The following is a 24,269-nucleotide window of genomic DNA, read 5'->3' as shown; positions in this document are numbered from 1 at the left end:
TCCAATTAGATAAAAGACCTTTATAGACAAAAAACTTCAGTAAAGAATAGGTGCTTATTTTATCAAGGTTTCTTTTGTTTAAATAATCTTGTTTCACACACCAATGTGCTAGGTCTGCATCGTATTTATCTGTCTTTTTTTCAACCCATTTATTAACTTCTCTGCTAATTGTTGAACGCGCTCTATTTAGAGTTTTAGCAATGTATGTTTTGTTCTTTTTTTTATCTAAAAGAGTCTCAATTTGTACTCTTTCTTTACGAGTAAGTCGTCTATGTTTTTTTACTACCATTTTACAAATCTATAAATTTAGATTTGTTGCGTTAAGTTATTGAATGGAGGAAACTCTTTAGAAATTTCTAAAGAGTTTTTAATCTAAGCATTAAAATAATTCTTAGATATCTTCAAAGTTTATATCTGTAAAACTATTAGAATCAGTAGAAGCAACCGTTATTTGTTCGTCTTCTTCTCTCTTAAAATCTTTTTGATGACGTTCGCTAATAACCTCTGTACCTTTTTCGTTTAAAATAAATTTGGTTGCTGCAGAAAGCATTTCGTTAAATTCATTGAAATCTTCCTTATAAATATAAATTTTGTGTTTTTGATAGTGAAAAGATCCATCATCATGGGTGAATTTTTTACTTTCAGTAACCGTTAGGTAATAATCTCCAGCTTTGGTAGATCTTACATCAAAAAAATAAGTTCTTCTTCCTGCTCTTAAGATCTGCGAAAATATTTCTTCTTGTTCAATGTTTTCTTTCATGCGTATTTTTACTATTTGAATTAAAATTTATTACTTCTTAGCATACAAAACTAAAAAAATAATTTACTTGAAGGTGTTATTTTAAAAATCTTTTTCTAAAAGTTGTTGTTTATATAAGTCTTTGTAGTAACCTTTTTGATTAATAAGGGTAGAATGGGTTCCTTTTTGGATTATTTCCCCTTTATCGAGGATGATAATTCGATCAGCGTATTTTGCAGATGAAACCCTATGACTTACAATTAATGTTGTTTTGTTTTTAGAAATTTGTTTTAAGTTATTTAAGATAGATTCTTCCGTTTCCGTATCTACTGAAGAAAGACAATCGTCAAATAATAAAACATTAGGGTCTTTAATCAAAGCTCTAGCAATTGAAATTCTTTGTTTTTGACCTCCAGAGATTGTAATTCCTCGTTCTCCCAAAACAGTTTCATATTTTTGTTTAAAACCAATAATATTATTGTGAATTACAGCATGTTTAGCTGCTTGTTCAATTTTATTTTGATCTGCATTTTTACTTCCAAATCGAATATTGTTGGCAATCGTATCTGAAAACAAAAAAGGATCTTGAGGGACAATTCCAATATGCTTTCTCATTTCGTACAGATCTTGTTTTTTAAGGTCTATTTTATCGATAGTAATAGTTCCGTTGCTAGGATCATACATTCGTGTGATTAAGTTTAATATACTGGTTTTTCCGCTTCCTGTTTTTCCTAAGATAGCAACCGTTTCACCAGGTTTTATATGTAAACTTATGTTTTTTAGTGCTGTAATATTAGTGTCGTCATAAACTAAACTGACATTATCAAATAGAATTTCTCCATTAAACTTTGAGGGGGTTTCTGAACCACTTTGAATTTCGGGAGTTTGTTTTAAGAATTCATTAATTCTCTTTTGCGATGCTTCTGCTTGTTGAATGGTAGAGGTTACCCAACCTATAATAGCAACTGGCCAAGTAAGCATATTTATATACATAATAAATTCTGCAATTATTCCAATACTTATAACACCGTTGATGTATTGCATTCCGCCAACGTATAATACAATTAGATTACTTATTCCGATTAACAAAATCATTGAAGGAAAGAACAGAGCTTGTGCTTTGTATAAATCGATATTTTTTTCCTTACTACCATTTGATAATTCGGTAAAACGATCTATCATATTTTGTTCGGTATTATAAGATTTTATAACATTGATACCTGAAAAAATCTCCTGTCCAAAAGTTGTCAGTTTTGAAAGGTATTCTTGAACGACTGTACTTCGTTTGTGAATAACTCTACTTAGAAAAAACACAGATACAGAGAGCAGTGGAAATGGAATTAGTGTGTATAAGGTTAATTTGACATCTATATGAATCATTTTATAGATGGCAACACTAAAAAGGACTAACATATTTATGGAGTACATGACAGCTGGACCAACATACATCCTGACTTTTCCAACATCTTCACTAATTCTATTCATTAGATCTCCAGTTCTATTTTTTTTATAAAAATTTACTGAAAGACGCTCGTATTGTTGAAAAATTTCATTTTTTAAATCAAACTCTATCAATCGAGAGGTGACAATAATAGTTTGACGCATTAAAAAAGTGAAAAATCCAGATAAAAAAGCAATTCCAACAATAAATGCTACATTATAAAATAATTCTTCTTTTACGAGATCAATGTTTGTTATAATTCCTGTTCTGTAGTTTTCAGCAATATTTATAGAGTTTTTTACGATTCCAGGAACCTTTATGGCAAGGTATCTCGATACTATTGAGATAATAATTCCTGCGATTAGTCGGTATCTATATTTGAAAAAATATTTATTTATGTGCTGTAATGCTTTCATTTATAAGCAATGAATCGGATTAAATATTAAGACTGCAAGATACATGTTTAATTGAAAATGAGAGAATATATAAAAGTGTTTTCTAATGAAAAAAAAGCATCTTTTTTTCTGAACCACAACGAAAATAAGTAGTACTTTTGTGCTTCATTGGAAAATAAATCTTAAGTTCTTTAAAATGATTAATAGAAGACATATTCGTGTAAAAGTAATGCAGTCAGTTTATGCATTAATGACTTCAAATAGTGATAACTTAGTTAAGGAAGAAAACTTTTTGAAAAATAGTATCGAAAAAATGTATGATTTATATGTTTTAATGATGGACACTTTGCCTAGGATAAAAAACATAGCAGAGGAACAGATTGAAATATCAAAAAAGAAATATTTTGCTACAAAAGAGGATATAAATCCAAATACAAAATTTATTGAGAATAAGGTGTTGGCTTTATTAGAGAATAGTATTTCTTTTCAAACCTATAAAGAAGAACACGATCTTGATAATTGGCATTTGGAAGAGAAGTATATCCGAACCATTTATGATCATCTTATTAAAAGTACTTTGTATAAAAAATATATGGAGAATGAAAATAGATCTTTTAATGAAGATGTGAAATTCATTGTCGGCGTATATTCTGAATTTATTGCACCTAATGAAAAATTAGCAGATTATTTTGAGGATTTAAATATTAGTTGGGTCGATGATATCCCTTTTGTAAATACTTGGGTTGTTAAGTCTATTCAAAAATTGAAAGAAAATAAATCTTTAGTTTTAGGTAGAATTTATAAAGATGAAGAAGATAAAAAATTCGTCATAGATTTATTTAGGAAAACGGTTTTGAATCAGGCAAAATTTGAAAAAGATATTGAAAATAAAACTCCTAACTGGGAAACGGATAGGATTGCAGATTTGGATATGATCATTATAAAAATGGGAATATGTGAGTTTTTAAATTTTCCATCGATTCCAACCAAAGCTTCTATCAATGAATATATTGAAATTGCTAAGGATTATTCCACTCCCAAAAGCGGATTTTTCATCAATGGGGTTTTGGATAAAATATGTAAAGAATATGAATCAGGAGGTAGACTTAATAAAATAGGTAGGGGTCGAATTTAATAAAAAATTATAATTTTTTGACTTATTGAAATCACTTAATAATTATTACATTTACCAAAAAAAATAATATTTCAAATGAAAAAAATAATTCTTTTTTTAATCACAGTTGCTTTCGTAAGTTTTTCTTGTAAAGAAAGTGCAGCATCTAAAGTAAAAGATCAAAATATAGAAAAAGCAAAAGAAAGAGATGTTAAGTATGAAAATTTACCTGAAATCTCTTTTGATAAAAAATCTTTTGATTTTGGTGTAATAGATGAAGGAGAAGTTGTTGAAACTAGGTTTAAGATTTTAAATGTTGGAAAATCGGATCTAATTATAAAAAAAGCTAGTGCAACATGTGGCTGTACTGTCCCTGATTGGCCTAAAGAGGCAATAAAATCTGGTAAATTTGCTTATATGACCGTGTCATTTAATTCTAAAGGGAGAAGAAATAATTTTTCAAAAACAATTACTTTGCTTACAAATACCGAAACAGGAAAAGAAACTGTTAAGATTAAAGGATTTGTGAATATTAAATAGAAAAAAATAATTTATTAATAAAAATCAATTTATATGTTACCATTACAAGCAGGAGAATTTGATATAAAGAGCTTATTGCCATTCGCATTAATGTTTATCGTTTTATACTTATTTATGATTCGACCACAAATTAAAAAACAAAAGAATGAAAGAAAATTTCAAGCAGAAATAGGAAAAGGTTCTAAAGTTGTTACTACAAGTGGGATTCACGGGAAAATAGTTGAAATAAACGATGCTACAGTTGTAATTGAAACTGGTGCAGGTAAGATTAAATTTGAGAAATCTTCTTTGTCAATGGAGATGAGTAAACAATATGCAGCAAAGGAAAGCAAATAAATCAATGCTATAAAAATTTAAAGTGAGCTAAGGCTCACTTTTTTTTATCCTAAATTATTTTTTTTAAAAGATGTAGTTGTAAACTCCAAAAGATCCTCTTTTTGTATCTTTATTTATTATTCAGATTGTCAAAATGAAAAAAGGAATATCTAAGTTGTTTTTTAAAAATAAATCAAAAAAGAAGAAGCATATACTTTTAGTGTTTTTACTGTGTTCTACGTTGTTTTGGTTTTTAACCAAACTGTCTAAAGAATATGAAACAACTGTGGTTTATAATGTGAATTATGAAGACCTTCCTAGTTTAAAGCTATTTCAAAACTCTCCTGAGAACAAAGTAGAGATATATGTAAAAGCTTCGGGGTTTAATTTATTATCAGAGCAGTTTAAAACAAAAAAAATCAACATTGGTTTACGTAATGTTGTTTCAAAAGGCAAGTATGAGTATTACCTGTTGCTGAAATCAAAAGAAAATCAAATTCGAAATCAGCTTGATAATAGTGTGAAATTGATTCGGTTTGTGAAAGACACGCTGTTTTTTGAATTAGGATTTAATAAACATAAAAAGGTGCCTGTAATTCCAAATTTAGATTTTCGATTTAAGTTGGGGTATAATTTATCGAATAAAGTTTTTCTAATTCCTGATTCTATTGAGATTAGTGGGCCTGAAGCTCAGGTAGATAAAATAAACTCCATAGCTTCAAGTTTTTTGATGTTAGAAGATATTCTAGAAGACGTACTTATAGAAATTCCAATAGTTAAGCCAGAAGGTGTAGATAAACTGAATTTTGATGTAGAAAATATAACGGTGGTGGCTGAGGTAGAAAAATTTACCGAAAATAGTTTTAGCGTTCCTTTTGATATTATTGGATTGCCTAAGGGGACCATGATTACTACATATCCAAACTCTGTAAAAGTTGTTTTTCAAGTAGGGATTAGTAATTACAAAAAAATTTCAGCTAATGATTTTAAGGTGGTTTGCACTTATCAAAAATCTGAAATAGAGGATGCAAATTTTTTAATCCCAAAATTGGTTATTAAACCCTCTTTGGTCTCCTCAATAAAAATAATTCCTAATCGTATAGAATATTTAATACAAAAATGAAAATAATTGGATTGACTGGAGGAATTGGAAGTGGGAAATCTACAGTATTGAGTTTTTTCAAAGAATTTGACATACCCGTGTATATCTCGGATATAGAAGCAAAAAAAATCATGAATGTTTCTGAAGAGGTGATAAATAAAATTATTTTTCTTTTTGGGAAAGAGGCTTATGTTGGAGGTGTTTTAGATAGAAAGTATATTGCTGAAATCGTTTTTGCAGATATAGTTAAGTTGAAAGAATTGAATGCCATAGTTCATCCTGTAGTACATAAAGATTTTATACAATTTGTCAAAAAACAAAATACACCCTATTTAATTTACGAAAGTGCTCTTTTGTTTGAAAATAAAACTGAAAGACAGTTTGATAAAGTTATATTAGTTACAGCTCCTTTAGAATTACGTATCCAAAGGTTATTGAAAAGAGATCAATCTAGTCTGTCTGATATAAAGGCAAGAATTAAGAATCAATTAACTGATAAAGATAAAATAAAAAAGGCTGATTTTGTACTTGTAAATACAGAAATGAGTGCTACAAAAGAGGAAGTCCATCGCTTACATAAAATATTTTTGGAGTAGATATTGACTATGACGGAGTGAGTAAGGGAGAGAAATCTTAATAATTCGTTAATTAGACTTATAGTTAAGATAAAAATTTACTGAAATTAACTTACAGTATTAAGAAAATCATATTTTTGAATCATGAAGAAGAAAATATTTATACTTATTGTTATTATGATGAGTATTTCTCTTGTAGGGATTATTACCGTTCAAGTTTTTTGGATTGGAAATGCTATTGGAATTCGTGAAAAACAATTTTCTCACGCTGTTAATTATGCATTAGCAAAAACAAATGAACAACTTTATAAAAAAGATTTTTTAGATTTTACGGTTCAGTTTATGGATTTATTTCAAAATAAGAAGTTTGCAAAACAGGCCGATTTTACAAAATTTGTGTACGAACAAGTAAATACATCTACTAATGAAACGTTTCGTTTTTCTTCGAGTGGTATTTATGAAGAAACATTTTATAAAGGACCAAAAGATTTTATTAAAAATGACTCTATCTTAGGTGTTTCTGTTTCTAGTAAAAATGAAGTTTATAAAGTTAAAAACTTTACTGACAAGACTGAGTTGTCTAAAGTCAATCAAGTAGAGAGGTTTACCTTTTTTAACAATTTATCGGAAATTGATAAAATAAATATAGAAGACACGTATCATAACAAATTCAAAAATATAGAAACAAGATTGTCCGAAAAATCTATAAAACAAATTTTCTCCAAAGAATTGGCGAGTTTTGATATTTATTTAGCATATGAATTTGGGCTGCTAGATAATGGAGTATTGACGACCATCAAAACAAATAAATTTAATGTATCCGAAGAAAACACCTTTACAGCACGATTATTCACAAAGGATCGTCATAAAAACAACTATTCTTTGCAGGTAGTTTTCCCTAAACAAAGGCACTATATATTTTCTGATATTGGTTTTATGTTTCTGTTTTCAATTTTCTTTACAGTAATTATCATGGTGGCTTTTGCTAGTTCGTTGTATCAAATGGCAAAACAAAAAAAAATATCGTTGATTAAAACGGATTTTATTAATAATATGACTCATGAGTTTAAAACTCCAATTGCAACTATAAATTTAGCTTTAGATGCTATCAAAAACCCTTTAATTATTGATGATAATGAAAAGGTGATGAAATATGTAAAGATGATTAAAGAGGAGAACAAACGTATGCATGCACAGGTTGAAAACGTATTACGTATATCAAAGCTAGAAAAAAAACAAATAGATATTGATAAGGTTTCCGTAGATTATTTTGAGATTTTGGAGGATTCTATATCACATACCGTATTATTATTAGATGATAAAAATGGAGAGGTAGAATTACATTGTAAGCAAACTATGTCAGAAGGATTAGGAAATGAATTTCATTTGACCAATGTTTTCGTAAATATTATAGAAAATGCAATTAAATATTCTGAAAATCCACCAAAAATAGATATTTTTATAGAAAATACGGTTAACTATCTTACAGTTAAAATTAAAGACAATGGTATTGGAATGAGTAAATCTGCTCAAAAACAAGCTTTTGATAAATTTTATAGAGAACAGGCTGGTAACGTTCATGATGTAAAAGGTCATGGATTAGGATTGGCATATGTAAAGGAAATAATAGATAATCATCAAGGGAAGGTTTTCGTAGAAAGCGAAAAAGGAAAAGGGAGTTGTTTTACTGTAATTCTTCCATTGGTATCTTAAAACAATCAAGTATGAGTAATAAGAAAATTTTATTAGTAGAAGACGATCCTAATTTTGGTATCGTATTAAAAGATTATTTATCCATTAGCAACTATGATGTTACACTTGCTAAAGATGGATTAGAAGGGTTGATAGAATTTAAAAACAATGATTATGATCTTTGTATTTTGGATGTAATGATGCCTAGGAAAGATGGTTTCTCTTTGGCAACAGATATTCGTAAAACGAATAAGGAAATTCCTATTATTTTTTTAACTGCTAAAACCATGAAAGAAGATATTTTACGTGGTTATCAGGTAGGGGCAGACGATTACTTAAATAAACCTTTTGATTCAGAGGTCTTACTGTATAAAATAAATGCAATTTTGCAGCGTAAGGATACAGATAAAAATGCTGAAGATGATTTGTTTGAGTTCGAAATCGGTTCGTTTTTCTTGAATTCAAAATTGAGACAATTGTCGTTTAACGGTCAGGACCCAATTAAACTTTCTCCTAAAGAGAATAAGCTGCTGAAAATGTTAGCACTTTATAAAAATGATTTAATGCCTAGAGAAATGGCATTGACAAAAATTTGGAGAGATGATAATTATTTCACTTCTAGAAGTATGGATGTGTATATCGCAAAACTTAGAAAGTATTTAAAAGAGGATTCATCTGTTGAAATAATTAATATTCACGGAGAAGGTTTCCGATTGGTTACAGATAATAAATAACCTTAGAAAGGAATTCTTTCTAATTGAGCTAGAATTAATGACAGAAGAACAAGTGATATTAGTTGATGAAAATGATCAACAAATAGGTCTAATGGGGAAAATGGAAGCACATAAAAAAGCGATTTTACACCGTGCTTTTTCTGTTTTTGTACTGAATGATAAGGGAGAAATAATGTTACAGCAAAGAGCAGCAAACAAGTATCATTCTCCTCTTTTATGGGCAAATACTTGTTGTAGTCATCAAAAAGTTGACGAATCTAATTTGGATGCTGGTAAACGACGTTTACAAGAAGAAATGGGATTTGTAACCGAGTTAAAAGAGGTGTTTTCATTTATATATAAAGCTCCTTTTGATAATGGATTGACGGAACATGAATTGGATCATGTTTTATTAGGTGACTATAATGATGATCCAAAGATTAATAAAGAAGAGGTCGAAAATTACAAATGGATGACACCCTTATCTATTAAAAAAGATATCCAGCAGCAACCGGAAATATATACGGCTTGGTTTAAAATTATTTTTGATAAATTTTATGATTATATCAAATGAAAAAAATTGGTTTTAAGTTATTAGTTGCTTTTGTTTTTAGTGTATTTGGAGTTTTGGGTATGTTGCTGTTTTCAAATAAAAACCTTATAAATAAGGAGATGTTTATTGACGAAGGTTTTTGGGTCAATTACCTAATCTGTTTTTTAATAGGTTATATTTTATTAGGAAACATGTTGTGGAATAATGTACAAAAAAACAAGTTGAATAAAAATTAAGATGAAAGTTAAGGTACACAGAAAAGCACATTTTAATGCTGCTCATCGACTGTTTAATCCTGATTGGGATGATAGAAAGAATCAAGAGGTCTTTGGGAAATGTAGTAACCCTAATTATCATGGGCACAATTACGAACTTATTGTTGCTGTTGAAGGAGAAATTGACGCTGAGACAGGTTTTGTAATGGATATGAAAATTTTAAGAAAATTGATTTCTACAAAAATAGAAGAGAAATTAGATCATAAAAATTTAAATATCGAAGTTGAAGAGTTTAAAAATTTGAATCCCACAGCTGAGAATATAGCTGTGATAATTTGGAATATATTGAGAAAAGATATTGGAAAAAAACTAAAACTGGAAGTAACTCTATATGAGACTCCACGAAATTATGTAGTCTATTCAGGGCAATAAACTATATTTAATATGTTATGGGGAGTACTATTTATACATTGATTCTGAGTTCAATTTTCTACTAAATACAGCCATTTTGTTTTGAATTTTTTGTTTTTAGTGAGAATTAGATGAATATATTGTACTGTCATTTCAGTATTTTAAATACAGCTTTTCTTAACGTTTTAGGAGAGTCTATTTGTATCATTGTTTGGTGAATGTCATCTGGGAAAAGGATGCAAAAATGATTTTCTTTTAATGGAAGCATAGGTAGTTTTTCTAATGAGTAAAACATAAAATCACCTTCTTCATTATAGGCAGTCGTTGGACTTTCATTGTGTAAGGTTTTTAATCCAATATTTTCTTCTCCTTTGATCATATACTGAATGTCAATATACTTTTTATGAGTTTCTGATTTGCATTCAGGTAGAGGTTTAGTTGTATACTCCATGACCACTACAAAAACATTTTCGCCCTCTATCAGGTGTTTTCCTAAATCAATAGTAGCAAGGTCATTTTTTTTTATAAAATTAAAAACTATTGGGATCTTTTTATGAATACTTGTATAAAGGTGTTGATTTGAAATTTTGTCTAATATCATCTTATAAGTTTTGTTCTGAATAATAAGTTTCCAATTCAAGTAAAAATTTGAATTTAGTCTCTGTATCCAATAAAGAATATTGAAATGAATTTTTACTCAATTCATAAATTTCTTTTTTTGTAAGGTCTAAAGCTTTTTGTAATTCGATAAAATTTTTATTGATTTGTCCTCCAAAAAAAGCTGGATCATCAGAATTGATTGTAACTTTTAAACCCAAATTCATCATTTTTTTTAAAGGATGGTTTTTTAAGTCATTTACAACTTGTAGCGCTGTATTGGATAATGGACAAACCGTAAGTGCAATATCCCTTTTGATAATTTCAGCGATTAGGTTTTTGTCTTGTAGAGCGTTGTTCCCATGGTCTATTCTTTTTATACCAAGGATGTCTATTGCTTCCCAAATATAATCAGAATTTCCTTCTTCTCCTGCGTGGGCTAGGGGAATATACCCTTCTTTTATAGAGGCTTCAAAAACTTTTTTAAACTTTGAGGGAGGATTTCCTTTTTCGGATGAATCTAATCCAACAGCAGTGATTAAATTTTTGAAAGGCAAAGAGTCTTGAAGTGTTTTAAATGCTTTTTCTTCGCTCAAATGTCTTAGATAACTCATAATAAGCAAAGAGGAAATGTTTAGATTTTCTTTTGCAGCTTCCATTGCTTTGGAAATACCTGTAATTACTGTTTTAAAAGAAATACCACGATCTGTATGTGTTTGCGGATCAAACATGATCTCAGTATGTCTTACGTTTTGTGCCGCACATTTTTCCAAATAGCTATATGTAAGATCATAAAAATCTTTTTCTTGAATAAGCACCTTTGCTCCTTGATAATAGATATTTAAAAAATCTTGTAAGCAATTGAACTCATAGGCTGATCTAATTTCTTCTACAGATGAAAAAGGGATTTTTATTTGATTTCTTTTAGCTATTTCAAACATTAATTCGGGATCAAAAGTTCCTTCAATATGTAAGTGTAACTCTGCTTTGGGTAAATTATTTATGAATCTTTGCATATGTCAAAAATAGAAAAAGTGTTTTAGGTTTATAGCTATTATATGTTTTAATTTATTTAGTACCAATTTAATTTTTAAATGACGTAATAATAATTTAGAATGTTTTTTATTCAGATAAGTAATAGAAACAGAAGCATAGCCCCGTTACGGTTTTGTTTTTGTGTGAAACATGAATGAAAAAGAAACGAATTTAATGCGTCATTTGAATATTAAAATGGTATAAGTCATTTTTATAAAAAAATCAAAATAAATATATCAATTCATAATAAATTTGGATCCAAAATAAGTTGAAATTTAATTTTCGGATAATATTATGAACACAACTGGTTTTTAGGATTTGTTGCAATCCAATTTATTTAGAAACTATCAAAATTAAGAACAAAAAAAGCTTGTCAATAATGACAAGCTTTTTGAAATCAATAAAAATATTGAGTAGCTAATTAAATTACTTTAACATCTACTGCATTCATACCTTTTCTTCCTTCTTTTAATTCAAACTCTACTGAGTCTCCTTCTCTTACCTCATCAATTAATCCTGAGATGTGTACGAAGAATTCTTCGTTTGATTCTGTGTCTGTAATGAATCCAAATCCTTTTGATTCATTAAAAAACTTTACTGTACCGTTTTTCATTATATATAATTTTAAAACGCAAATATATGGTTTATTATAGACACTGATTGCTTTTTATAATTTTATTTTTAAATAAATATGATTTAGGTTATAAAGTATCTTTTTCTAAGCCAAAAAGATACACGCACAAGTAAAATTAAAGCAGGAACTTCAACTAATGGTCCAATTACTCCAGCAAAAGCTTGTCCAGAATTTAATCCGAAAACTGCAATGGCAACTGCAATGGCTAATTCAAAATTATTTCCAGAAGCGGTAAAGGCTACTGAGGCAGTTTGACTATAGGTAGCACCCATTGCTTTTGTGATGAAAAAACTGATGATAAACATAACGACAAAATAGATTAACAGAGGGGTCGCTATTAGAACAACATCCATTGGAATGTTTACAATCATTTCACCTTTTAAGCTAAACATTATAATAATTGTGAACAAAAGGGCAATAAGCGTTATAGGAGATATCGTTGGAATAAATTTGTTAGTGTACCAGTCTTCACCTTTTAATTTCACCAAAATTAATCTACTAATAATCCCTAGAATAAAAGGGAGTCCTAGATAGATAGCGACACTTACGGCAATAGTTTCTATGGAAATATCAACAATTGCTCCTTCAAAACCAAAGTAGGGAGGAAGTATGGTGATAAATAACCAAGCATAAAAACTATAAGCAAAAACTTGGAAAATACTATTTATAGCCACAAGACCAGCACCATATTCAGTACTTCCATCCGCTAAGTCGTTCCAAACTAAAACCATTGCAATACATCTTGCCAAACCAATTAGAATTAATCCAACCATATATTCTGGGTAATCATGTAAAAATGTTATTGCCAATACAAACATTAATATGGGACCAATAATCCAGTTTAAGATTATAGAAACCGTTATTATTTTTACATTTTTAAATACCTTTGGTAAAAGGGCGTAATTTACTTTTGCTAAAGGGGGATACATCATCAAGATCAAGCCTATGGCTAAAGGAATATTGGTAGTACCATTACTCATTGAGTTGATGGTTTCAGGTACTGAGGGTATAAAATTTCCTATTCCTACACCTAATAGCATTGCAACAAAAATCCAGAGGGTTAAATTGCTATCTAAAAAATTTAATTTTTTGTTTTTAGCCATGATTATAAATTGATTTGATTAAATACATAAAACAATTCTGTAGCAATTTGAACCGATCTTTCTAAGTATTTTTCTTTTTGTATCGGAGTATTGTCAAAAATTTTCGGATCTTCAAAAGTAATAGAGATTCTTTTTTCTGCTCCTTCGATAAATGGACAAGCAGAATCAGCACTTGAACAAGTCAATATTGCAGCAAAATTAGATTGAGGATTAAATTTATCGTCAAATATTTTAGAAAAACCAATAATTGCAGCTTCATTACTTGCATGTTTAATTGCATAGATAGGGTTTTCTTCATTTGACAAAGAAGTAATTTCAAAACCTTGGTCACTTAGAGTTTTAGCCGCTACGGGAAAAAGGGCAGTAGCTTCTGTTCCTCCAGAGTACGAATAAACGTTGGGGATATTAAAATAAGTAGCAAGTGCTTGTGCCCAAACTTGTGATAAGTGACTTCTTCTAGAGTTGTGAGTACAAATAAAATTTAAACGAACGCTGTTGTTTGCTACTATTTTACTTTGGATATAATCAATTAATGGTTGTAATTTTTTCTTTCTTTCTGTAGAAATAGTAGCAATATCTAAGACTTCTATTTGTTCTACTATTTTTGAAAATTGTTTGTTATGTGTCATTATTTAAAAAATTAACAACACCCAGACCCTGGTGTGCAGTTGTTGTTTTGAATTGTTTCTGAGTTTTTTACTTTCGACTTTTCTTCTGAAATTCCGCATTTATCTTTAGCCAAACAGTCGGTAAACATATTTGTTAATAAAAAACGAGATCCTTTAAAATCGATTCCAAATTTTTCTATTGTTTGTCCTTGGTATTCAACTTCAATTTCTAAATCTCCAATGTTGAGTGTTTTTTCGGATAATTTAATAATTGAAATTAATTTTTCAGGATGCAACCGATGATTAAAGTCGTCTGCATCCCATAGTTGAAAGTTTACAACTTCTTCTTTTCGTACGGTTCCTCCACAGTCGATAAAATGTTTGGTGATTTTTCCTATTTCTGTCACATGAAAATTTTCTGGCACTAAAGTTCCGTTTGGTAATTCAAATTCGATTTGTTCAAGTTGTACAAGTATTGATTTGATTTCTGATAGTTTCATTTGTTCTTTTTTTATGTGATTAACAACAGTTTGTTTGAATATTTGTAGAATTATTAAAGAATAAGGCAAAGGTGTTTTTTATATGCTCCCAGTTTTCCTGGTCAATACAATAACACACACTAGTACCTTCAATATTTCCTTTGATAATTCCAGAATTTTTTAATTCCTTTAAATGTTGAGAAATGGTTGCTTGTGCTAGTCCAATTTCATTTACTAGATCTCCACAGATACAACTGTTGTCTTTTATGATATGTTGCAAAATTGCTATTCTCGCTGGATGTGCTAAAACCTTTGCCAGTTTCGCTAACTTATTTTGTTCTTCGCTAAATTTTTCTAGTTTTGTGACTCCCATGAATATTTGTTTATTGCAATATTACGATTAATATATGGATGCGAAAAATAATCTTTTCAATTTTACGTAAAATTAAAGTTTGTTAAGTTCTTGTAACAAGATTTGGCAACCCTTTTTTATTTCAGAATCAGAAATAGTTAAGGGAGGAGTGATTCTAACAGCACGTTCTTCATACAAAAGCCAAAAGAGAAGTAAGCCTTGTTCCATGCAATTTAAAATTAGGGTAGAAGCAATTTCGGAAGACTCCATCATTAGAGCTAACATCAAGCCTTTTCCTCTTATCTCTTTGATTGCAGAGTGTGTTAATAGCGATCGAATTAATGTTTCTTTACGGATGGTTTCCCTTATTAAATTACTTGAAGTAATCTCTGTTAAGGTTGCTAGTGCAGCTGCCGCAATAACTGGGTGACCACCAAAAGTTGTAATATGTCCGAGTTTAGGGTAATTTTGGAGTAAATCCATTTTTTCTTTTGAAGAGATAAATGCTCCAATTGGCATTCCTCCACCCAAACCTTTTCCTGTAATTAAAATATCTGGTATTACATTGTAATTTTGAAAACCGAATAGTTTACCTGTTCTTCCAATTCCTGATTGAATTTCATCCAAAATAAACAAAGCTCCAACTTCATTACAGCGTTGTTTTACTTTTAAAAGGTAATCATTAATAGGCAGTATACAACCAGCTCCACCTTGAATGGTTTCCATAATAACACCAGCGGTTTCTTTTGTTATTTTACTCAAGTCTTCTAGTTTATTGAATTCAATAAACTGTATTCCAGGTATTAGAGGTCTAAATGCACTATTTTGTTCTTCTGAACCGCATAAACTCATAGCTCCTTGTGTATTGCCGTGATAGGCTTTTTTACAAGAAATAAACCCTCTTCTGCCAGTAATTCGTTTCGCAAGTTTCATAGCTCCTTCAGTTGCTTCTGTACCAGAATTAGTAAGGTAAACGGAGTTTAAAGATTTAGGTAAATTTTTGACTAGCAATTTACAAAGTTCTAAAGGAGGTTTCTGAATAAATTCACCATAAACCATGACGTGGGTATAGTCATCAACTTGATCTTTTATAGCTTTGCTTACTACTGGATGATTGTGTCCTAGGCTATTTGCAGAAACACCTGCTATAAAATCTAAATATGTTTTTCCTGAGGTATCGTATACATAACTTCCATTCGCATTAGCTATTTCAATAGCCAATGGATGAGGCGTCGTTTGAGCCTGATATTTAAAAAAATCTTTAGTCATAAAAGACAGGAGTAAGTTTTTATTTATATAAATTGGTGGTAATCACAGGTTCATTCTTAAAAATATCTTCTTTTACAAGAGGCTTTTCCTCTTCTCTCCAAATAAAACCTTTTAAAAAACGCAATTCATTTGGGTATTTAGAGGGAGGGTAGGTCTTGCCTTCAGGTTTCATTAAAAAATGAATGGTTTGAATATTATTATCCATTAAGTTAAAAAGAATATTACTACAGATCATATTTAAAATTGCGACCAATTTTTTTTCCTCATCTCTAGCATAATTAACCACCTCTCCATTCCCTTTAGTTAATAAAGAAGTCAATTGATTATCGACAAATTTACCATACATGTTTTTTCCTTTAATTTGGCTAAAACCAGCAGAGTCTTTTTGAATGATAAAAGCATTTCTTTTGATAAATAGAGAGTCTAATTTATTTGTTTTTAAATCGGATGTAAGATAGATACTATCTCCAGTAATTTGATTATTTCCCGACCATATTACGGGATGTTTAAACATTTTGGTGATTCCTGTTTTTTGATTAGTGTGTAAAGAGTCGCACTTTCCTCTTAAATCAGTTTTAAAGAATTTAACCCTATGGTATGCTCTAATAATTCTTTTATCTGGTTGACCGGTAATCAATAAGGTATCACCATGAATAAATAGTGAATCAACTTCAGCAGTTGAAATAAACAATGCTTTTTTTATTACAAAGATTGAATCTTGGTCACGAAAAAATTCGCCATAACCTCCTTTAACAATTGTTTGGTTAATTGTGTCTGTCATTACAACATTTCCTGTACTAGATGCAAAACCTCTATTTTTATCATTATAAATACTATCTCCTTCTATGATTCTATTATCGTAATAAATTTTAGCATCATTAATTAATCTTGATATTCCAATTTTGCTGTCGTAGAACCCCTTGTTTGCAGTGGCAATACTTTCTTGCGTTGTAATTGTAGAAGGTCCGTAGAAATACACTTCTCCAGTTTCAGTATAATAATCTAGATGATTTGATTCTAATTTGTTTTCTGGGTTGAAAACTACCACATCAGTAGTTGCAGTGAATTTTTTTTCTGTTGTTGAATAGAGTCCATTTTTACTGGTTAGTTGATTATTAGCATCAATGATTTTTGCATAACAATCATATGTCATTTCTTGAGTTATTCTATCAAAATGTAAAGTATCTGTTTCAAGTTGCATACTTGGGTCATTAATAATAACATTTCCCCATGAAATTATTTTTTGTGTATTTCCATTGTAGTTTGTGTACTCACTGGTTTGCCTAATAGTATCTCCTTGATTTACAAGAACGTTTCCATAGGCATGTAAAATGTTTTTGTCTTTGTAAAAAAGTGCTTTGTTGCAATCGAGGATTGCTCCATCATGGCTCACCTTAACATTCCCATTTAAGATGATGGCACCAGGATATTTAGCTTGATTTTTATAAGTCTGCTCGGCGTTTAATATTTTAATTTTTTTTTGCTGTGCTGATATAAATGAGAAACTAGACAGTAAAAACAGAAGGAAAATAGGGTTTTTCAATTGAAAATGTTTTTGGCAAAAATAGACAAAAAGACCTAAGAAGTCTTTTTTACTTGTTAAAATTGATGTAAAGTAAGTGAAGAATAGGTTTTATAAATTTTCAAAGACCCCTAATTTTTTGTTTTTTCTTACATCATTCCAAAGAAAATAATGTCCATTCATTACAATATAAACACCAAATTTCAATGTTTGTACAAATGATAAAGCTGTAGCTAGATTAAAAACACTATCAGATTTTTGAACTTTATATGGAATCATGGCTCCTGTTAAGATAATTGTTTTTTGAATGTTTTCAAATGCTATATCGCGTGCTGTTTCAATCATGGTATCTGTTCCATGAGTAATTATTATTGTATCATTTTTTGAAGCTATACAATTAGTTACAACGAGTTTACGTTCAGTTTGAGACATTTCTAAACTATCAACTAGCATCAGTTTTTTTATTTCGATGTTTAATGTGGTTCTAGAGTCTTTTATAATATCATAAACAGATGTACTAGAGTAGCTCAACTCTCCAGAGATTTCGTTGTATTGTTTGTCGAGTGTACCACCTGTTACAAAGAGGGAAATAGTTGACATAAATTAATTTTATTTAGGATCTTTATTACGATATTTCCTCAACACTTTATGATTAAATTCTATTTCTACAAAATTTAATTTTAAAAGTTGTTGAGGAGTTAATATTTTCTCTAACTTTTTAAAGGTATCTTCTCTGTTTTTCACATAACTAGCTGTTACTTCTTGAAACTTATTGGATAATTCCAGTGATTTTTCATCAGATAAGTTATCGATAGAGCCTTTTTTATCGATTTCAGCTTTGATACTTTTAATTTTAGTAGATCGTAAAGAATGATTTGTTTTTTCGTATTGGTTGTATATAGGCCAAAATTTCTCAGCAACTTCAGAACTAAGGTTTAATTCAGAGGAAATATAGTTAACCTTTAAGGTTTTGATTTTTTCAAAATTCATCTTGTTTTGTCCGTTAGTGTTAGTAACACAAATCAATAGGAAAGTAAAAATAATAAATATGTTTTTTCTCATAACGTTAATTATCTATGAATAAAAATTCAGGATCTAAAGTATTTAAATAATTATCTATTTCTTGGTTAGATATAGCATCGTCAAAAAAGCTATTCACATCAAGGTTTCCATCTATAGAAGCTAATGTATAGCTGTCTACGTACATATTACCAGCCTCAATATATGCTTGGATATCGGTAACTGTAATACTATCAAAAGTCACTAATTTTTGTTGATTGTACTGGCTAATACCAAAATAAATAAACAAAGCTGCTGCTACACTTATTACTGTGTATAATAGTCTAACTTTTGATTTTCTTTTAGGTGTTGTTTTTTCAAGTTTAGAAATAAGCTCCTCTTCAAATTTTTCAAAATAATTAGGAGGTGTTTTAAATCCTGTTTTATTAGGGAGTTCATCTTCTGTCATTTTTGAAAAAAGAGCATCAGAAAACTCCTCAAAATAATTTTCAGGTGTTTTAAAACCTGGATTATTCAAGCCGAGTTTTTTTAATTTTTCGCTATTTTTTATTCCTTCACTCTCCATATACTTAAGACTCTCTTTTTTGTAAAAGGTTTAATGATTTTCAATATGTTGTTTTATTTTTTTTACAGCATGAAAATAGGAGGCTTTTAAAGCTCCTACAGAAGTATCCAAAATCTCTGATATTTCTTCGTATTTTAAATTGTCAAAGTACTTCATATTAAAAACGATTCTCTGTTTTTGTGGCAATTCTTGAATTGCCTTTTGAAGGATTATTTGAATAGCCTTTCCATCAAATAAAATATCATCTTGTAAAGAATAAATGGAGGTGATATGATAGTCGTCAATTGAAACATTTTTCTCCTTTGCTCGCTTGGTTACAAATGTGATTGATTCATTTGTTGCAATTCTATACATCCAAGAAAACAATTTAGATTCCCCTTTAAAATTCCCTATTGCTTTGTAAACCTTGATAAATGTATTTTGTAATACATCATTTGTATCTTCATGTGAAATTAAAATTTTACGAATATGCCAATACAGTCTTTCTTGGTACATTTTTACAAGCTCACGAAACGCTTTGTCCCTAGTTTTGAGATTGGTTAATCTTTGGATAAATTTTTTTTCGTCTTGCACTATTAAATTTTAATTAGGTTCTTAATGTAAGTTTACGAAATTATTTTTTTATCTGTCTTAATCTAGAATATCCGAATAATCTATTTTGTTTTATCAATTCAGAAATCCCTTCTGGTAACATTTCTTCCCAACCTGGCTTAGATTTTGCAATCATATCAAGGATTATCTTTGAAAAGACCGTAAGAATTTCAGGGTCATAATTTTTAATATCAACTAATTTTCCATTGTTTTTGAAAAACTTATATAATTCTATCATTCTTGGATGAACAACCAAATTGTCGCTAGTTATAATTTTACCTGTATTTCTGTCTTTTAAAGGATATGCGTATATCTTTAAATCTTTAAAGTACATTTTACCGATGGCCTCTAATATCCCTCCACTTAAATCACGATAGTATTTTTCATCAAAAATATTGATTAAACTTTCAACTCCCAATGCAAGTCCCATTCTAGATTTTGTAAATTCGCTAAAATATTCAACCAATTTGTAATATTCTTGAAAATTAGAAATCATTACATTTTGTCCTAAAGAACAAAGTAATTCTGCTCTATCTAAAAAATCACGTTCATTAATTTTTCCTTCGGACCTTAAATTTGAAAGGGTAATTTCAAAAATAATTTGGGTATTTTCTTCTTTAACTTTATTCTCTTTAAAGAATAGTTTTTTCGCATTTTCGTAAATGTCCATATTTACCTTGGTAACAGGTCTAAAGCTACCACGTAAAGCAAGAATATTTTTTTTATATAATATGCTTGCTGGCAATAGGTTTACTCCGCTAGAGTCAAACATTACGGCATTAGTCATGTCATTCTTAACCAATTGTAAACTCATCAAACGATTGTCAACATACATAAATCGAGGGCCAGAGAAATTAATCATGTCAATTTCTAATTGGTCTTTATCAATGTTATCGTATAAAGAAATTAACAGGTCTTTAGGGTTGTCATTCATGTAAAACGCCCCATGAATAAGATTTACACCCAATTTCCCAAGAGTTTCTTGCTGTAAGGTAATATCTGTTTCTTTAAATCGTAGATGTAATACGATTTCATTATAATCTTCTAAAGGATCTAATTGAAAACGAATTCCTACCCAGCCATGACCTTTGAATTTTTTAGCGAAATCAATCGTAGTAACGGTGTTCGCATAACTAAAGAAAAATTTATTAGGATGTTTTTCACGACTCAAGCGATCTTCGATTAAATGAATTTCGTGATTAAGCATTCTTTTTAACCTAGTTTCTGTAACATATCTACGATCATCTTCAATTCCATAAATGGCGTCAGAAAAATCCTTGTCATAGGCACTCATCGCTTTGGCTATGGTTCCTGAAGATCCTCCAGCTCTAAAAAAATTACGAACTGTTTCTTGTCCAGCTCCAATTTCAGAAAAAGTACCGTAAATATTTTTATTTAAATTTATTCTTAAAGACTTCCCCTTAATAGTAGGGATATTGCTCATTTCTTGGTCTCCTTTAAGTGTTACAGCCATCTAGAAAAATAGGTTTGTTTATATGTAACAAATATAGTAATAATGTACTACTATTGATAATTTGATTCTTATTTTTGTTATTTGTAGTAAAATAGTATGTTTATGCCAAAAGTTAAAATTACATTTCTTGGAACAGGGACTTCTCAAGGAGTGCCTATGTTACTTTCTGAAGAGGAAGTTAATTTATCTAAGTGCAAGAAAGATAGTCGTTTACGTTCTTCTGTTTTGTTGACGTGGAATAATAAAAACGTGTTAATTGATTGTGGACCTGATTTTCGATATCAAATGTTACGTGCAAAAGTGAAGTCTTTAGAGGCTATTTTATTTAGTCATGAACATTCTGATCATATTGCGGGATTGGATGATATTAGACCTTATTGTTATAAACAAGGTTCTTTGAATATATATGCTCAAAAAAGAGTGATGGATTCTTTAGAAAAAAGGTATGACTATATTTTTGCCAAGGAAAATAGATATCCAGGAGCGGCGCATATTGTTGAAAATATACTATTGGACAAACCGTTTCATATAAACGAAAAAGAAATTATTCCCATAAACATATTACACGGAGACCTAGATGTTTTAGGCTATCGTGTAGGAACAGTAGCTTATTTGACGGATGTGAAAATCATTGAAGCTGTTGAAAAAGAAAAACTAAAAAACCTGAGTGTTTTAGTAATAAGCGCCTTGAGGATTGCACCTCACCCGACCCATTTAAATTTAAAAGAAGCCCTTAGTCTAATTAAAGAATTAAGACCTAAAAGAGCTTATTTGACTCATATTAGTCATAGATTAGGATTTCATAAAGAAGTATCAAAGCAATTGCCTGAAAATGTTTTTTTAGCGTATGATGGTTTAGAGATTACAGAGGATTAAATTAAAGTCTTTCTTCTATCCAAACTTTAAAATCATAGAAGTTTTGTGGGTGTACACCATGACCAACAGGATATTCTTTAAAAACATTAGAAATTCCATTTGCATTTAAAAAAACAGGAGTTTTTCTGGCCCATTCTATAGGGATTACTTGATCTACAGTTCCATGAGAACAGAAAAAATCAGGTAATGTGTTTTTTGAGTTTTCAATAAATAAGTCCTCGTTTAAATAGCCACTTAAAGCAACTACATATTGGATTTTATTAGTGTTCAGGGCGAGTCCATAACTTAAAATTGCCCCTTGGCTAAATCCTATGACAAAAACTTTTTTGGAGTCTATATTAGGTTTGGCTGTAAATTCATTGATAAAGTTAGAGATACTATCTAAAGATTTTCTAGCTTCTTCTAGGTCTGAAAATTTATTTTGATCGGCATCAAAATTAATACTGTACCAGGAAAAACTATTATATCCTAATACTAAAGGAGCTCGTAAACTTATTATATGTAAACGATCAGGAAGTTCTTCAGCAAAGGAAAAAAGATCCATTTCGTTACTGCCATAACCATGGATTAAAATTAATAGAGGAGCAGGAACGTCGGAAATTAATTTAGGAGCTCTTTCTACGAAATGTAAATTAGTTGTCATTTATGTATGATTATATTTTAGTGATTCTTAGTTTAAAACCAGCTGATTGTTAGAGAATATCCCGTAAGTTTTTCCTTTGATTTCTTTATTTAAGAATATAGAGTTTTTGGAAGTAGATAAAATGTTTATTTCTTTAAAAACACCAGAATTTGAGTCTGTAAATAGAGAGATACTTACCGTTTTACCTTCTTCAATACTGGATTGTTTTAATCCAAATATTGCTTTGGGTTTGCTGGTCAGTGCTTCAATAATAGTTTCAGTATCTAAAACAGTTTGAAGGCTAGTAAAGAGATTTTCTAAGCCGATAGTACCATATTTGGCATTGTTAAATTCTACTTTTTTATTTTCGATATCTATTGGATTGTGATCGGAAGTAATACAGTCTATTGTACCATCCATAACGCCTGTAATCAAAGCAAGTCTGTCTTCTTCGGCTCTTAATGGTGGTAGCACTTTTGTATTTCCATTAAACTTAATTAATTCTTTGTCGGTAAGAGTTAAATGATGTGTTGTGACACTACAGGTTACATTTAAGTTTTTCTTTTTTGCTTCTTTAATTAAATCAACTGATTTGGCAGAGCTAATGGTTGGGATATGTAATTTTCCTCCTGTGTATTCCAATAGAAATAAGTCTCTTGCAATTTGCATTTCTTCCGCTAAACTAGGGATCCCCTTGATTCCTAAATAAGTACTATTAACTCCTTCATGAGCAATTCCTTCTCCTCCGATAGATTTATTGAGAGGGAAGCTTAATACGAGTCCGTCAAAGTTTTGCGCATATTGTAACGCAATTTTCATAAGATTATCATTGCAAATAGGTTTGTTGTAGTCTCCAAATGCTATGGCACCTGCAGATTGCATGTCATACAATTCTGCCATTTCAATTCCATCAGAGTTTTTTGTTAGACTGGCTATTGGAAATAAGTTTGTGGCTTTATTTATACTTAAATTTTTAACAAAGCTAATCGAAGCTTTGGTATCTAAGAATGGATTTGTGTTTGAGTTAATTGCAACATCGGTAAATCCAGATTTTCCTGCTGTATTTAAACCGTTAGAGATATTTTCTCGTTCTTCATAACCAGGCTCTCCAAAGGAAACGGATGAATCAAACCAGCCATTTGAGATTTGTAAATTTTCTAAATAAATTTCTTCACAGTCGTTAGGACATTCAATAGAATCAGCAATTTTCGCAAAGGAATTATTTTCAATTAAAATATCTTTTGTTTGTTTGTGATACTTACTTGTTTTATCAAAAATTTTTGCAGATTTTAATAAGATATTCATTGTCTACTTTATTTTAATTTTTTGCGTTTTTTGTTTTCAAACATGTATTTCTGTTTGGCAGAGGAAATAAGCAAAGGGTATTGTAAATATTAGAATTAAAAGAAATAATGATATTTGCTAATGAATTTAGCCTATAGAAAAGTAGTGATTTATGATACTTCTGCTGCATTGTTTCCTAAGATTGGTTAAAGATACATAAAGAAAATTAAATGATGATTTTTATAGAGTTATTAACCAAGGCAGAATCATACTTTCAAATTTAAGAACTGAGTTATACGCCTAGTATCTGTTTTGTGTTTTTTTGATATTTAGGTTTTTGTAGTACCATTCTAAGAATTGTTTTATGAAAAATGGATTCTTTGTATTGTGACCTATTAATTCTAAAACAAAATTCATCAAAATATGCTTGTA

30 protein-coding genes and 1 pseudogene are annotated in these 24,269 nt (G+C 29.7%); 11 read left to right on the top strand and 20 right to left on the bottom strand.

What is annotated here, in order from left to right:
• From V5787_RS03075 to V5787_RS03065, 3 genes are all read right to left on the bottom strand, one after another.
• On the bottom strand, positions 1 to 289 hold a 289-nt coding region (locus tag V5787_RS03075), incomplete at its 3' end, for a helix-turn-helix domain-containing protein (protein WP_336891813.1).
• Positions 290 to 391: 102 nt separating this feature from the next.
• Complete coding sequence (locus V5787_RS03070) at positions 392 to 760, bottom strand: PUR family DNA/RNA-binding protein (protein WP_336891812.1); 369 nt, start codon at positions 758 to 760, stop codon at positions 392 to 394.
• Between the two features lie 81 nt (positions 761 to 841).
• Positions 842 to 2,596 (bottom strand): ABC transporter ATP-binding protein, encoded by a 1,755-nt coding sequence (locus V5787_RS03065; protein WP_336891811.1) that lies wholly within the window; start codon positions 2,594 to 2,596, stop codon positions 842 to 844.
• Positions 2,597 to 2,771: 175 nt separating this feature from the next.
• On the opposite strand from V5787_RS03065, the gene nusB reads away from it, so the two are divergent.
• The 10 genes from nusB to V5787_RS03015 all read left to right on the top strand — a co-directional run bounded on the left by nusB (position 2,772) and on the right by V5787_RS03015 (position 9,827).
• Positions 2,772 to 3,710 (top strand): transcription antitermination factor NusB, encoded by a 939-nt coding sequence (gene nusB, locus V5787_RS03060; protein WP_336891810.1) that lies wholly within the window; start codon positions 2,772 to 2,774, stop codon positions 3,708 to 3,710.
• 75 nt (positions 3,711 to 3,785) lie between these two features.
• The gene (locus V5787_RS03055; protein ID WP_336891809.1) at positions 3,786 to 4,229 is read left to right on the top strand and encodes a DUF1573 domain-containing protein; all 444 of its coding nucleotides are present in this window, start codon (positions 3,786 to 3,788) and stop codon (positions 4,227 to 4,229) included.
• Positions 4,230 to 4,262: 33 nt separating this feature from the next.
• Positions 4,263 to 4,565, top strand: a complete 303-nt coding sequence (yajC, locus tag V5787_RS03050; protein ID WP_336891808.1) for a preprotein translocase subunit YajC — start codon at positions 4,263 to 4,265, stop codon at positions 4,563 to 4,565.
• Positions 4,566 to 4,698: 133 nt separating this feature from the next.
• Entirely contained in the window at positions 4,699 to 5,667 is a 969-nt protein-coding gene (locus V5787_RS03045) for a hypothetical protein (protein ID WP_336891807.1), read from the top strand.
• Positions 5,664 to 6,242 carry a dephospho-CoA kinase gene (gene coaE / locus V5787_RS03040; protein ID WP_336891806.1) on the top strand — a complete coding sequence of 193 codons (579 nt, stop codon included), beginning with the start codon at positions 5,664 to 5,666 and terminating at the stop codon, positions 6,240 to 6,242. The genes V5787_RS03045 and coaE overlap by 4 nt, the downstream gene beginning before the upstream one ends.
• A gap of 123 nt (positions 6,243 to 6,365) precedes the next feature.
• Complete coding sequence (locus V5787_RS03035; RefSeq protein WP_336891805.1) at positions 6,366 to 7,934, top strand: HAMP domain-containing sensor histidine kinase; 1,569 nt, start codon at positions 6,366 to 6,368, stop codon at positions 7,932 to 7,934.
• A gap of 11 nt (positions 7,935 to 7,945) precedes the next feature.
• Positions 7,946 to 8,647 (top strand): response regulator transcription factor, encoded by a 702-nt coding sequence (locus tag V5787_RS03030; RefSeq protein WP_336891804.1) that lies wholly within the window; start codon positions 7,946 to 7,948, stop codon positions 8,645 to 8,647.
• Positions 8,648 to 8,684: 37 nt separating this feature from the next.
• Positions 8,685 to 9,200: an isopentenyl-diphosphate Delta-isomerase gene (idi, locus tag V5787_RS03025; RefSeq protein ID WP_336891803.1), complete on the top strand. Its 516-nt coding sequence runs from the start codon at positions 8,685 to 8,687 to the stop codon at positions 9,198 to 9,200.
• Positions 9,197 to 9,415 (top strand): hypothetical protein, encoded by a 219-nt coding sequence (locus V5787_RS03020; protein ID WP_336891802.1) that lies wholly within the window; start codon positions 9,197 to 9,199, stop codon positions 9,413 to 9,415. The genes idi and V5787_RS03020 overlap by 4 nt, the downstream gene beginning before the upstream one ends.
• 1 nt (position 9,416) lies before the next feature.
• Positions 9,417 to 9,827 (top strand): 6-carboxytetrahydropterin synthase, encoded by a 411-nt coding sequence (locus tag V5787_RS03015; protein ID WP_336891801.1) that lies wholly within the window; start codon positions 9,417 to 9,419, stop codon positions 9,825 to 9,827.
• Positions 9,828 to 9,954: 127 nt separating this feature from the next.
• Here V5787_RS03015 and V5787_RS03010 read toward each other — a convergent pair whose 3' ends face one another.
• From V5787_RS03010 to V5787_RS02945, 14 genes are all read right to left on the bottom strand, one after another.
• On the bottom strand, positions 9,955 to 10,407 hold the full coding sequence (locus V5787_RS03010; protein ID WP_336891800.1) for a YhcH/YjgK/YiaL family protein: 453 nt from the start codon (positions 10,405 to 10,407) through the stop codon (positions 9,955 to 9,957).
• Position 10,408: 1 nt separating this feature from the next.
• Complete coding sequence (locus V5787_RS03005; RefSeq protein WP_336891799.1) at positions 10,409 to 11,419, bottom strand: adenosine deaminase; 1,011 nt, start codon at positions 11,417 to 11,419, stop codon at positions 10,409 to 10,411.
• 440 nt (positions 11,420 to 11,859) lie between these two features.
• The gene (locus V5787_RS03000; RefSeq protein WP_336891798.1) at positions 11,860 to 12,051 is read right to left on the bottom strand and encodes a cold shock domain-containing protein; all 192 of its coding nucleotides are present in this window, start codon (positions 12,049 to 12,051) and stop codon (positions 11,860 to 11,862) included.
• A gap of 83 nt (positions 12,052 to 12,134) precedes the next feature.
• Positions 12,135 to 13,175, bottom strand: coding sequence for an ACR3 family arsenite efflux transporter (gene arsB / locus V5787_RS02995; protein WP_336891797.1), 1,041 nt, complete (start codon positions 13,173 to 13,175; stop codon positions 12,135 to 12,137).
• Between the two features lie 2 nt (positions 13,176 to 13,177).
• Positions 13,178 to 13,804, bottom strand: coding sequence for a protein-tyrosine-phosphatase (locus V5787_RS02990; protein WP_336891796.1), 627 nt, complete (start codon positions 13,802 to 13,804; stop codon positions 13,178 to 13,180).
• 11 nt (positions 13,805 to 13,815) lie between these two features.
• On the bottom strand, positions 13,816 to 14,283 hold the full coding sequence (locus V5787_RS02985) for a DUF6428 family protein (protein ID WP_336891795.1): 468 nt from the start codon (positions 14,281 to 14,283) through the stop codon (positions 13,816 to 13,818).
• Positions 14,284 to 14,302: 19 nt separating this feature from the next.
• Positions 14,303 to 14,635, bottom strand: a complete 333-nt coding sequence (locus tag V5787_RS02980; RefSeq protein ID WP_336891794.1) for a metalloregulator ArsR/SmtB family transcription factor — start codon at positions 14,633 to 14,635, stop codon at positions 14,303 to 14,305.
• A gap of 72 nt (positions 14,636 to 14,707) precedes the next feature.
• Positions 14,708 to 15,883 carry an aspartate aminotransferase family protein gene (locus tag V5787_RS02975; protein ID WP_336891793.1) on the bottom strand — a complete coding sequence of 392 codons (1,176 nt, stop codon included), beginning with the start codon at positions 15,881 to 15,883 and terminating at the stop codon, positions 14,708 to 14,710.
• Between the two features lie 19 nt (positions 15,884 to 15,902).
• Complete coding sequence (locus V5787_RS02970; protein ID WP_336891792.1) at positions 15,903 to 17,426, bottom strand: OstA-like protein; 1,524 nt, start codon at positions 17,424 to 17,426, stop codon at positions 15,903 to 15,905.
• A gap of 90 nt (positions 17,427 to 17,516) precedes the next feature.
• Positions 17,517 to 18,005, bottom strand: coding sequence for an asparaginase domain-containing protein (locus V5787_RS02965; RefSeq protein WP_336891791.1), 489 nt, complete (start codon positions 18,003 to 18,005; stop codon positions 17,517 to 17,519).
• Positions 18,006 to 18,014: 9 nt separating this feature from the next.
• Entirely contained in the window at positions 18,015 to 18,467 is a 453-nt protein-coding gene (locus tag V5787_RS02960) for a hypothetical protein (protein ID WP_336891790.1), read from the bottom strand.
• 4 nt (positions 18,468 to 18,471) lie between these two features.
• Positions 18,472 to 18,990, bottom strand: a complete 519-nt coding sequence (locus V5787_RS02955; protein WP_336891789.1) for a hypothetical protein — start codon at positions 18,988 to 18,990, stop codon at positions 18,472 to 18,474.
• Between the two features lie 30 nt (positions 18,991 to 19,020).
• Positions 19,021 to 19,563: a sigma-70 family RNA polymerase sigma factor gene (locus V5787_RS02950; protein ID WP_336891788.1), complete on the bottom strand. Its 543-nt coding sequence runs from the start codon at positions 19,561 to 19,563 to the stop codon at positions 19,021 to 19,023.
• A 40-nt stretch (positions 19,564 to 19,603) separates the two neighbouring features.
• Positions 19,604 to 21,055 (bottom strand): TonB-dependent receptor, encoded by a 1,452-nt coding sequence (locus V5787_RS02945; protein ID WP_336891787.1) that lies wholly within the window; start codon positions 21,053 to 21,055, stop codon positions 19,604 to 19,606.
• A gap of 102 nt (positions 21,056 to 21,157) precedes the next feature.
• On the opposite strand from V5787_RS02945, the gene V5787_RS02940 reads away from it, so the two are divergent.
• Positions 21,158 to 21,931, top strand: a complete 774-nt coding sequence (locus V5787_RS02940; RefSeq protein ID WP_336891786.1) for an MBL fold metallo-hydrolase — start codon at positions 21,158 to 21,160, stop codon at positions 21,929 to 21,931.
• A gap of 1 nt (position 21,932) precedes the next feature.
• On the opposite strand, the gene V5787_RS02935 is transcribed toward V5787_RS02940, so the two are convergent.
• The 3 genes and pseudogenes from V5787_RS02935 to V5787_RS02925 form a co-directional block, all read right to left on the bottom strand.
• On the bottom strand, positions 21,933 to 22,574 hold the full coding sequence (locus V5787_RS02935) for a dienelactone hydrolase family protein (RefSeq protein WP_336891785.1): 642 nt from the start codon (positions 22,572 to 22,574) through the stop codon (positions 21,933 to 21,935).
• A gap of 27 nt (positions 22,575 to 22,601) precedes the next feature.
• On the bottom strand, positions 22,602 to 23,858 hold the full coding sequence (locus V5787_RS02930) for a dihydroorotase (RefSeq protein WP_336891784.1): 1,257 nt from the start codon (positions 23,856 to 23,858) through the stop codon (positions 22,602 to 22,604).
• Positions 23,859 to 24,129: 271 nt separating this feature from the next.
• Positions 24,130 to 24,269: pseudogene (locus V5787_RS02925) on the bottom strand (IS1595 family transposase); the annotation flags it as partial.

The sequence above is a fragment of the Flavicella sp. genome, assembly GCF_037132785.1.
GTDB lineage: Bacteria > Bacteroidota > Bacteroidia > Flavobacteriales > Flavobacteriaceae > Flavicella.
This window is presented reverse-complemented; position numbering and strand designations above follow the sequence as displayed.

What these genes read in the sequence shown, in the direction of transcription:
- yajC (WP_336891808.1), top strand. Translation starts at nt 4,263, where the DNA reads ATGTTACCATTACAAGCAGGAGAATTTGATATAAAGAGCTTATTGCCA.
- V5787_RS03070 (WP_336891812.1), bottom strand. Translation starts at nt 760, where the DNA reads ATGAAAGAAAACATTGAACAAGAAGAAATATTTTCGCAGATCTTAAGA.
- V5787_RS03005 (WP_336891799.1), bottom strand. Translation starts at nt 11,419, where the DNA reads ATGCAAAGATTCATAAATAATTTACCCAAAGCAGAGTTACACTTACAT.
- V5787_RS03010 (WP_336891800.1), bottom strand. Translation starts at nt 10,407, where the DNA reads ATGATATTAGACAAAATTTCAAATCAACACCTTTATACAAGTATTCAT.
- V5787_RS03065 (WP_336891811.1), bottom strand. Translation starts at nt 2,596, where the DNA reads ATGAAAGCATTACAGCACATAAATAAATATTTTTTCAAATATAGATAC.
- coaE (WP_336891806.1), top strand. Translation starts at nt 5,664, where the DNA reads ATGAAAATAATTGGATTGACTGGAGGAATTGGAAGTGGGAAATCTACA.
- V5787_RS02935 (WP_336891785.1), bottom strand. Translation starts at nt 22,574, where the DNA reads ATGACAACTAATTTACATTTCGTAGAAAGAGCTCCTAAATTAATTTCC.
- V5787_RS03045 (WP_336891807.1), top strand. Translation starts at nt 4,699, where the DNA reads ATGAAAAAAGGAATATCTAAGTTGTTTTTTAAAAATAAATCAAAAAAG.
- nusB (WP_336891810.1), top strand. Translation starts at nt 2,772, where the DNA reads ATGATTAATAGAAGACATATTCGTGTAAAAGTAATGCAGTCAGTTTAT.
- idi (WP_336891803.1), top strand. Translation starts at nt 8,685, where the DNA reads ATGACAGAAGAACAAGTGATATTAGTTGATGAAAATGATCAACAAATA.
- V5787_RS03015 (WP_336891801.1), top strand. Translation starts at nt 9,417, where the DNA reads ATGAAAGTTAAGGTACACAGAAAAGCACATTTTAATGCTGCTCATCGA.
- V5787_RS03035 (WP_336891805.1), top strand. Translation starts at nt 6,366, where the DNA reads ATGAAGAAGAAAATATTTATACTTATTGTTATTATGATGAGTATTTCT.
- arsB (WP_336891797.1), bottom strand. Translation starts at nt 13,175, where the DNA reads ATGGCTAAAAACAAAAAATTAAATTTTTTAGATAGCAATTTAACCCTC.
- V5787_RS03030 (WP_336891804.1), top strand. Translation starts at nt 7,946, where the DNA reads ATGAGTAATAAGAAAATTTTATTAGTAGAAGACGATCCTAATTTTGGT.
- V5787_RS02940 (WP_336891786.1), top strand. Translation starts at nt 21,158, where the DNA reads ATGCCAAAAGTTAAAATTACATTTCTTGGAACAGGGACTTCTCAAGGA.
- V5787_RS02990 (WP_336891796.1), bottom strand. Translation starts at nt 13,804, where the DNA reads ATGACACATAACAAACAATTTTCAAAAATAGTAGAACAAATAGAAGTC.
- V5787_RS03000 (WP_336891798.1), bottom strand. Translation starts at nt 12,051, where the DNA reads ATGAAAAACGGTACAGTAAAGTTTTTTAATGAATCAAAAGGATTTGGA.
- V5787_RS02955 (WP_336891789.1), bottom strand. Translation starts at nt 18,990, where the DNA reads ATGGAGAGTGAAGGAATAAAAAATAGCGAAAAATTAAAAAAACTCGGC.
- V5787_RS02965 (WP_336891791.1), bottom strand. Translation starts at nt 18,005, where the DNA reads ATGTCAACTATTTCCCTCTTTGTAACAGGTGGTACACTCGACAAACAA.
- V5787_RS03055 (WP_336891809.1), top strand. Translation starts at nt 3,786, where the DNA reads ATGAAAAAAATAATTCTTTTTTTAATCACAGTTGCTTTCGTAAGTTTT.
- V5787_RS02930 (WP_336891784.1), bottom strand. Translation starts at nt 23,858, where the DNA reads ATGAATATCTTATTAAAATCTGCAAAAATTTTTGATAAAACAAGTAAG.
- V5787_RS03020 (WP_336891802.1), top strand. Translation starts at nt 9,197, where the DNA reads ATGAAAAAAATTGGTTTTAAGTTATTAGTTGCTTTTGTTTTTAGTGTA.
- V5787_RS02980 (WP_336891794.1), bottom strand. Translation starts at nt 14,635, where the DNA reads ATGGGAGTCACAAAACTAGAAAAATTTAGCGAAGAACAAAATAAGTTA.
- V5787_RS02985 (WP_336891795.1), bottom strand. Translation starts at nt 14,283, where the DNA reads ATGAAACTATCAGAAATCAAATCAATACTTGTACAACTTGAACAAATC.
- V5787_RS02960 (WP_336891790.1), bottom strand. Translation starts at nt 18,467, where the DNA reads ATGAGAAAAAACATATTTATTATTTTTACTTTCCTATTGATTTGTGTT.
- V5787_RS02975 (WP_336891793.1), bottom strand. Translation starts at nt 15,883, where the DNA reads ATGACTAAAGATTTTTTTAAATATCAGGCTCAAACGACGCCTCATCCA.
- V5787_RS02945 (WP_336891787.1), bottom strand. Translation starts at nt 21,055, where the DNA reads ATGGCTGTAACACTTAAAGGAGACCAAGAAATGAGCAATATCCCTACT.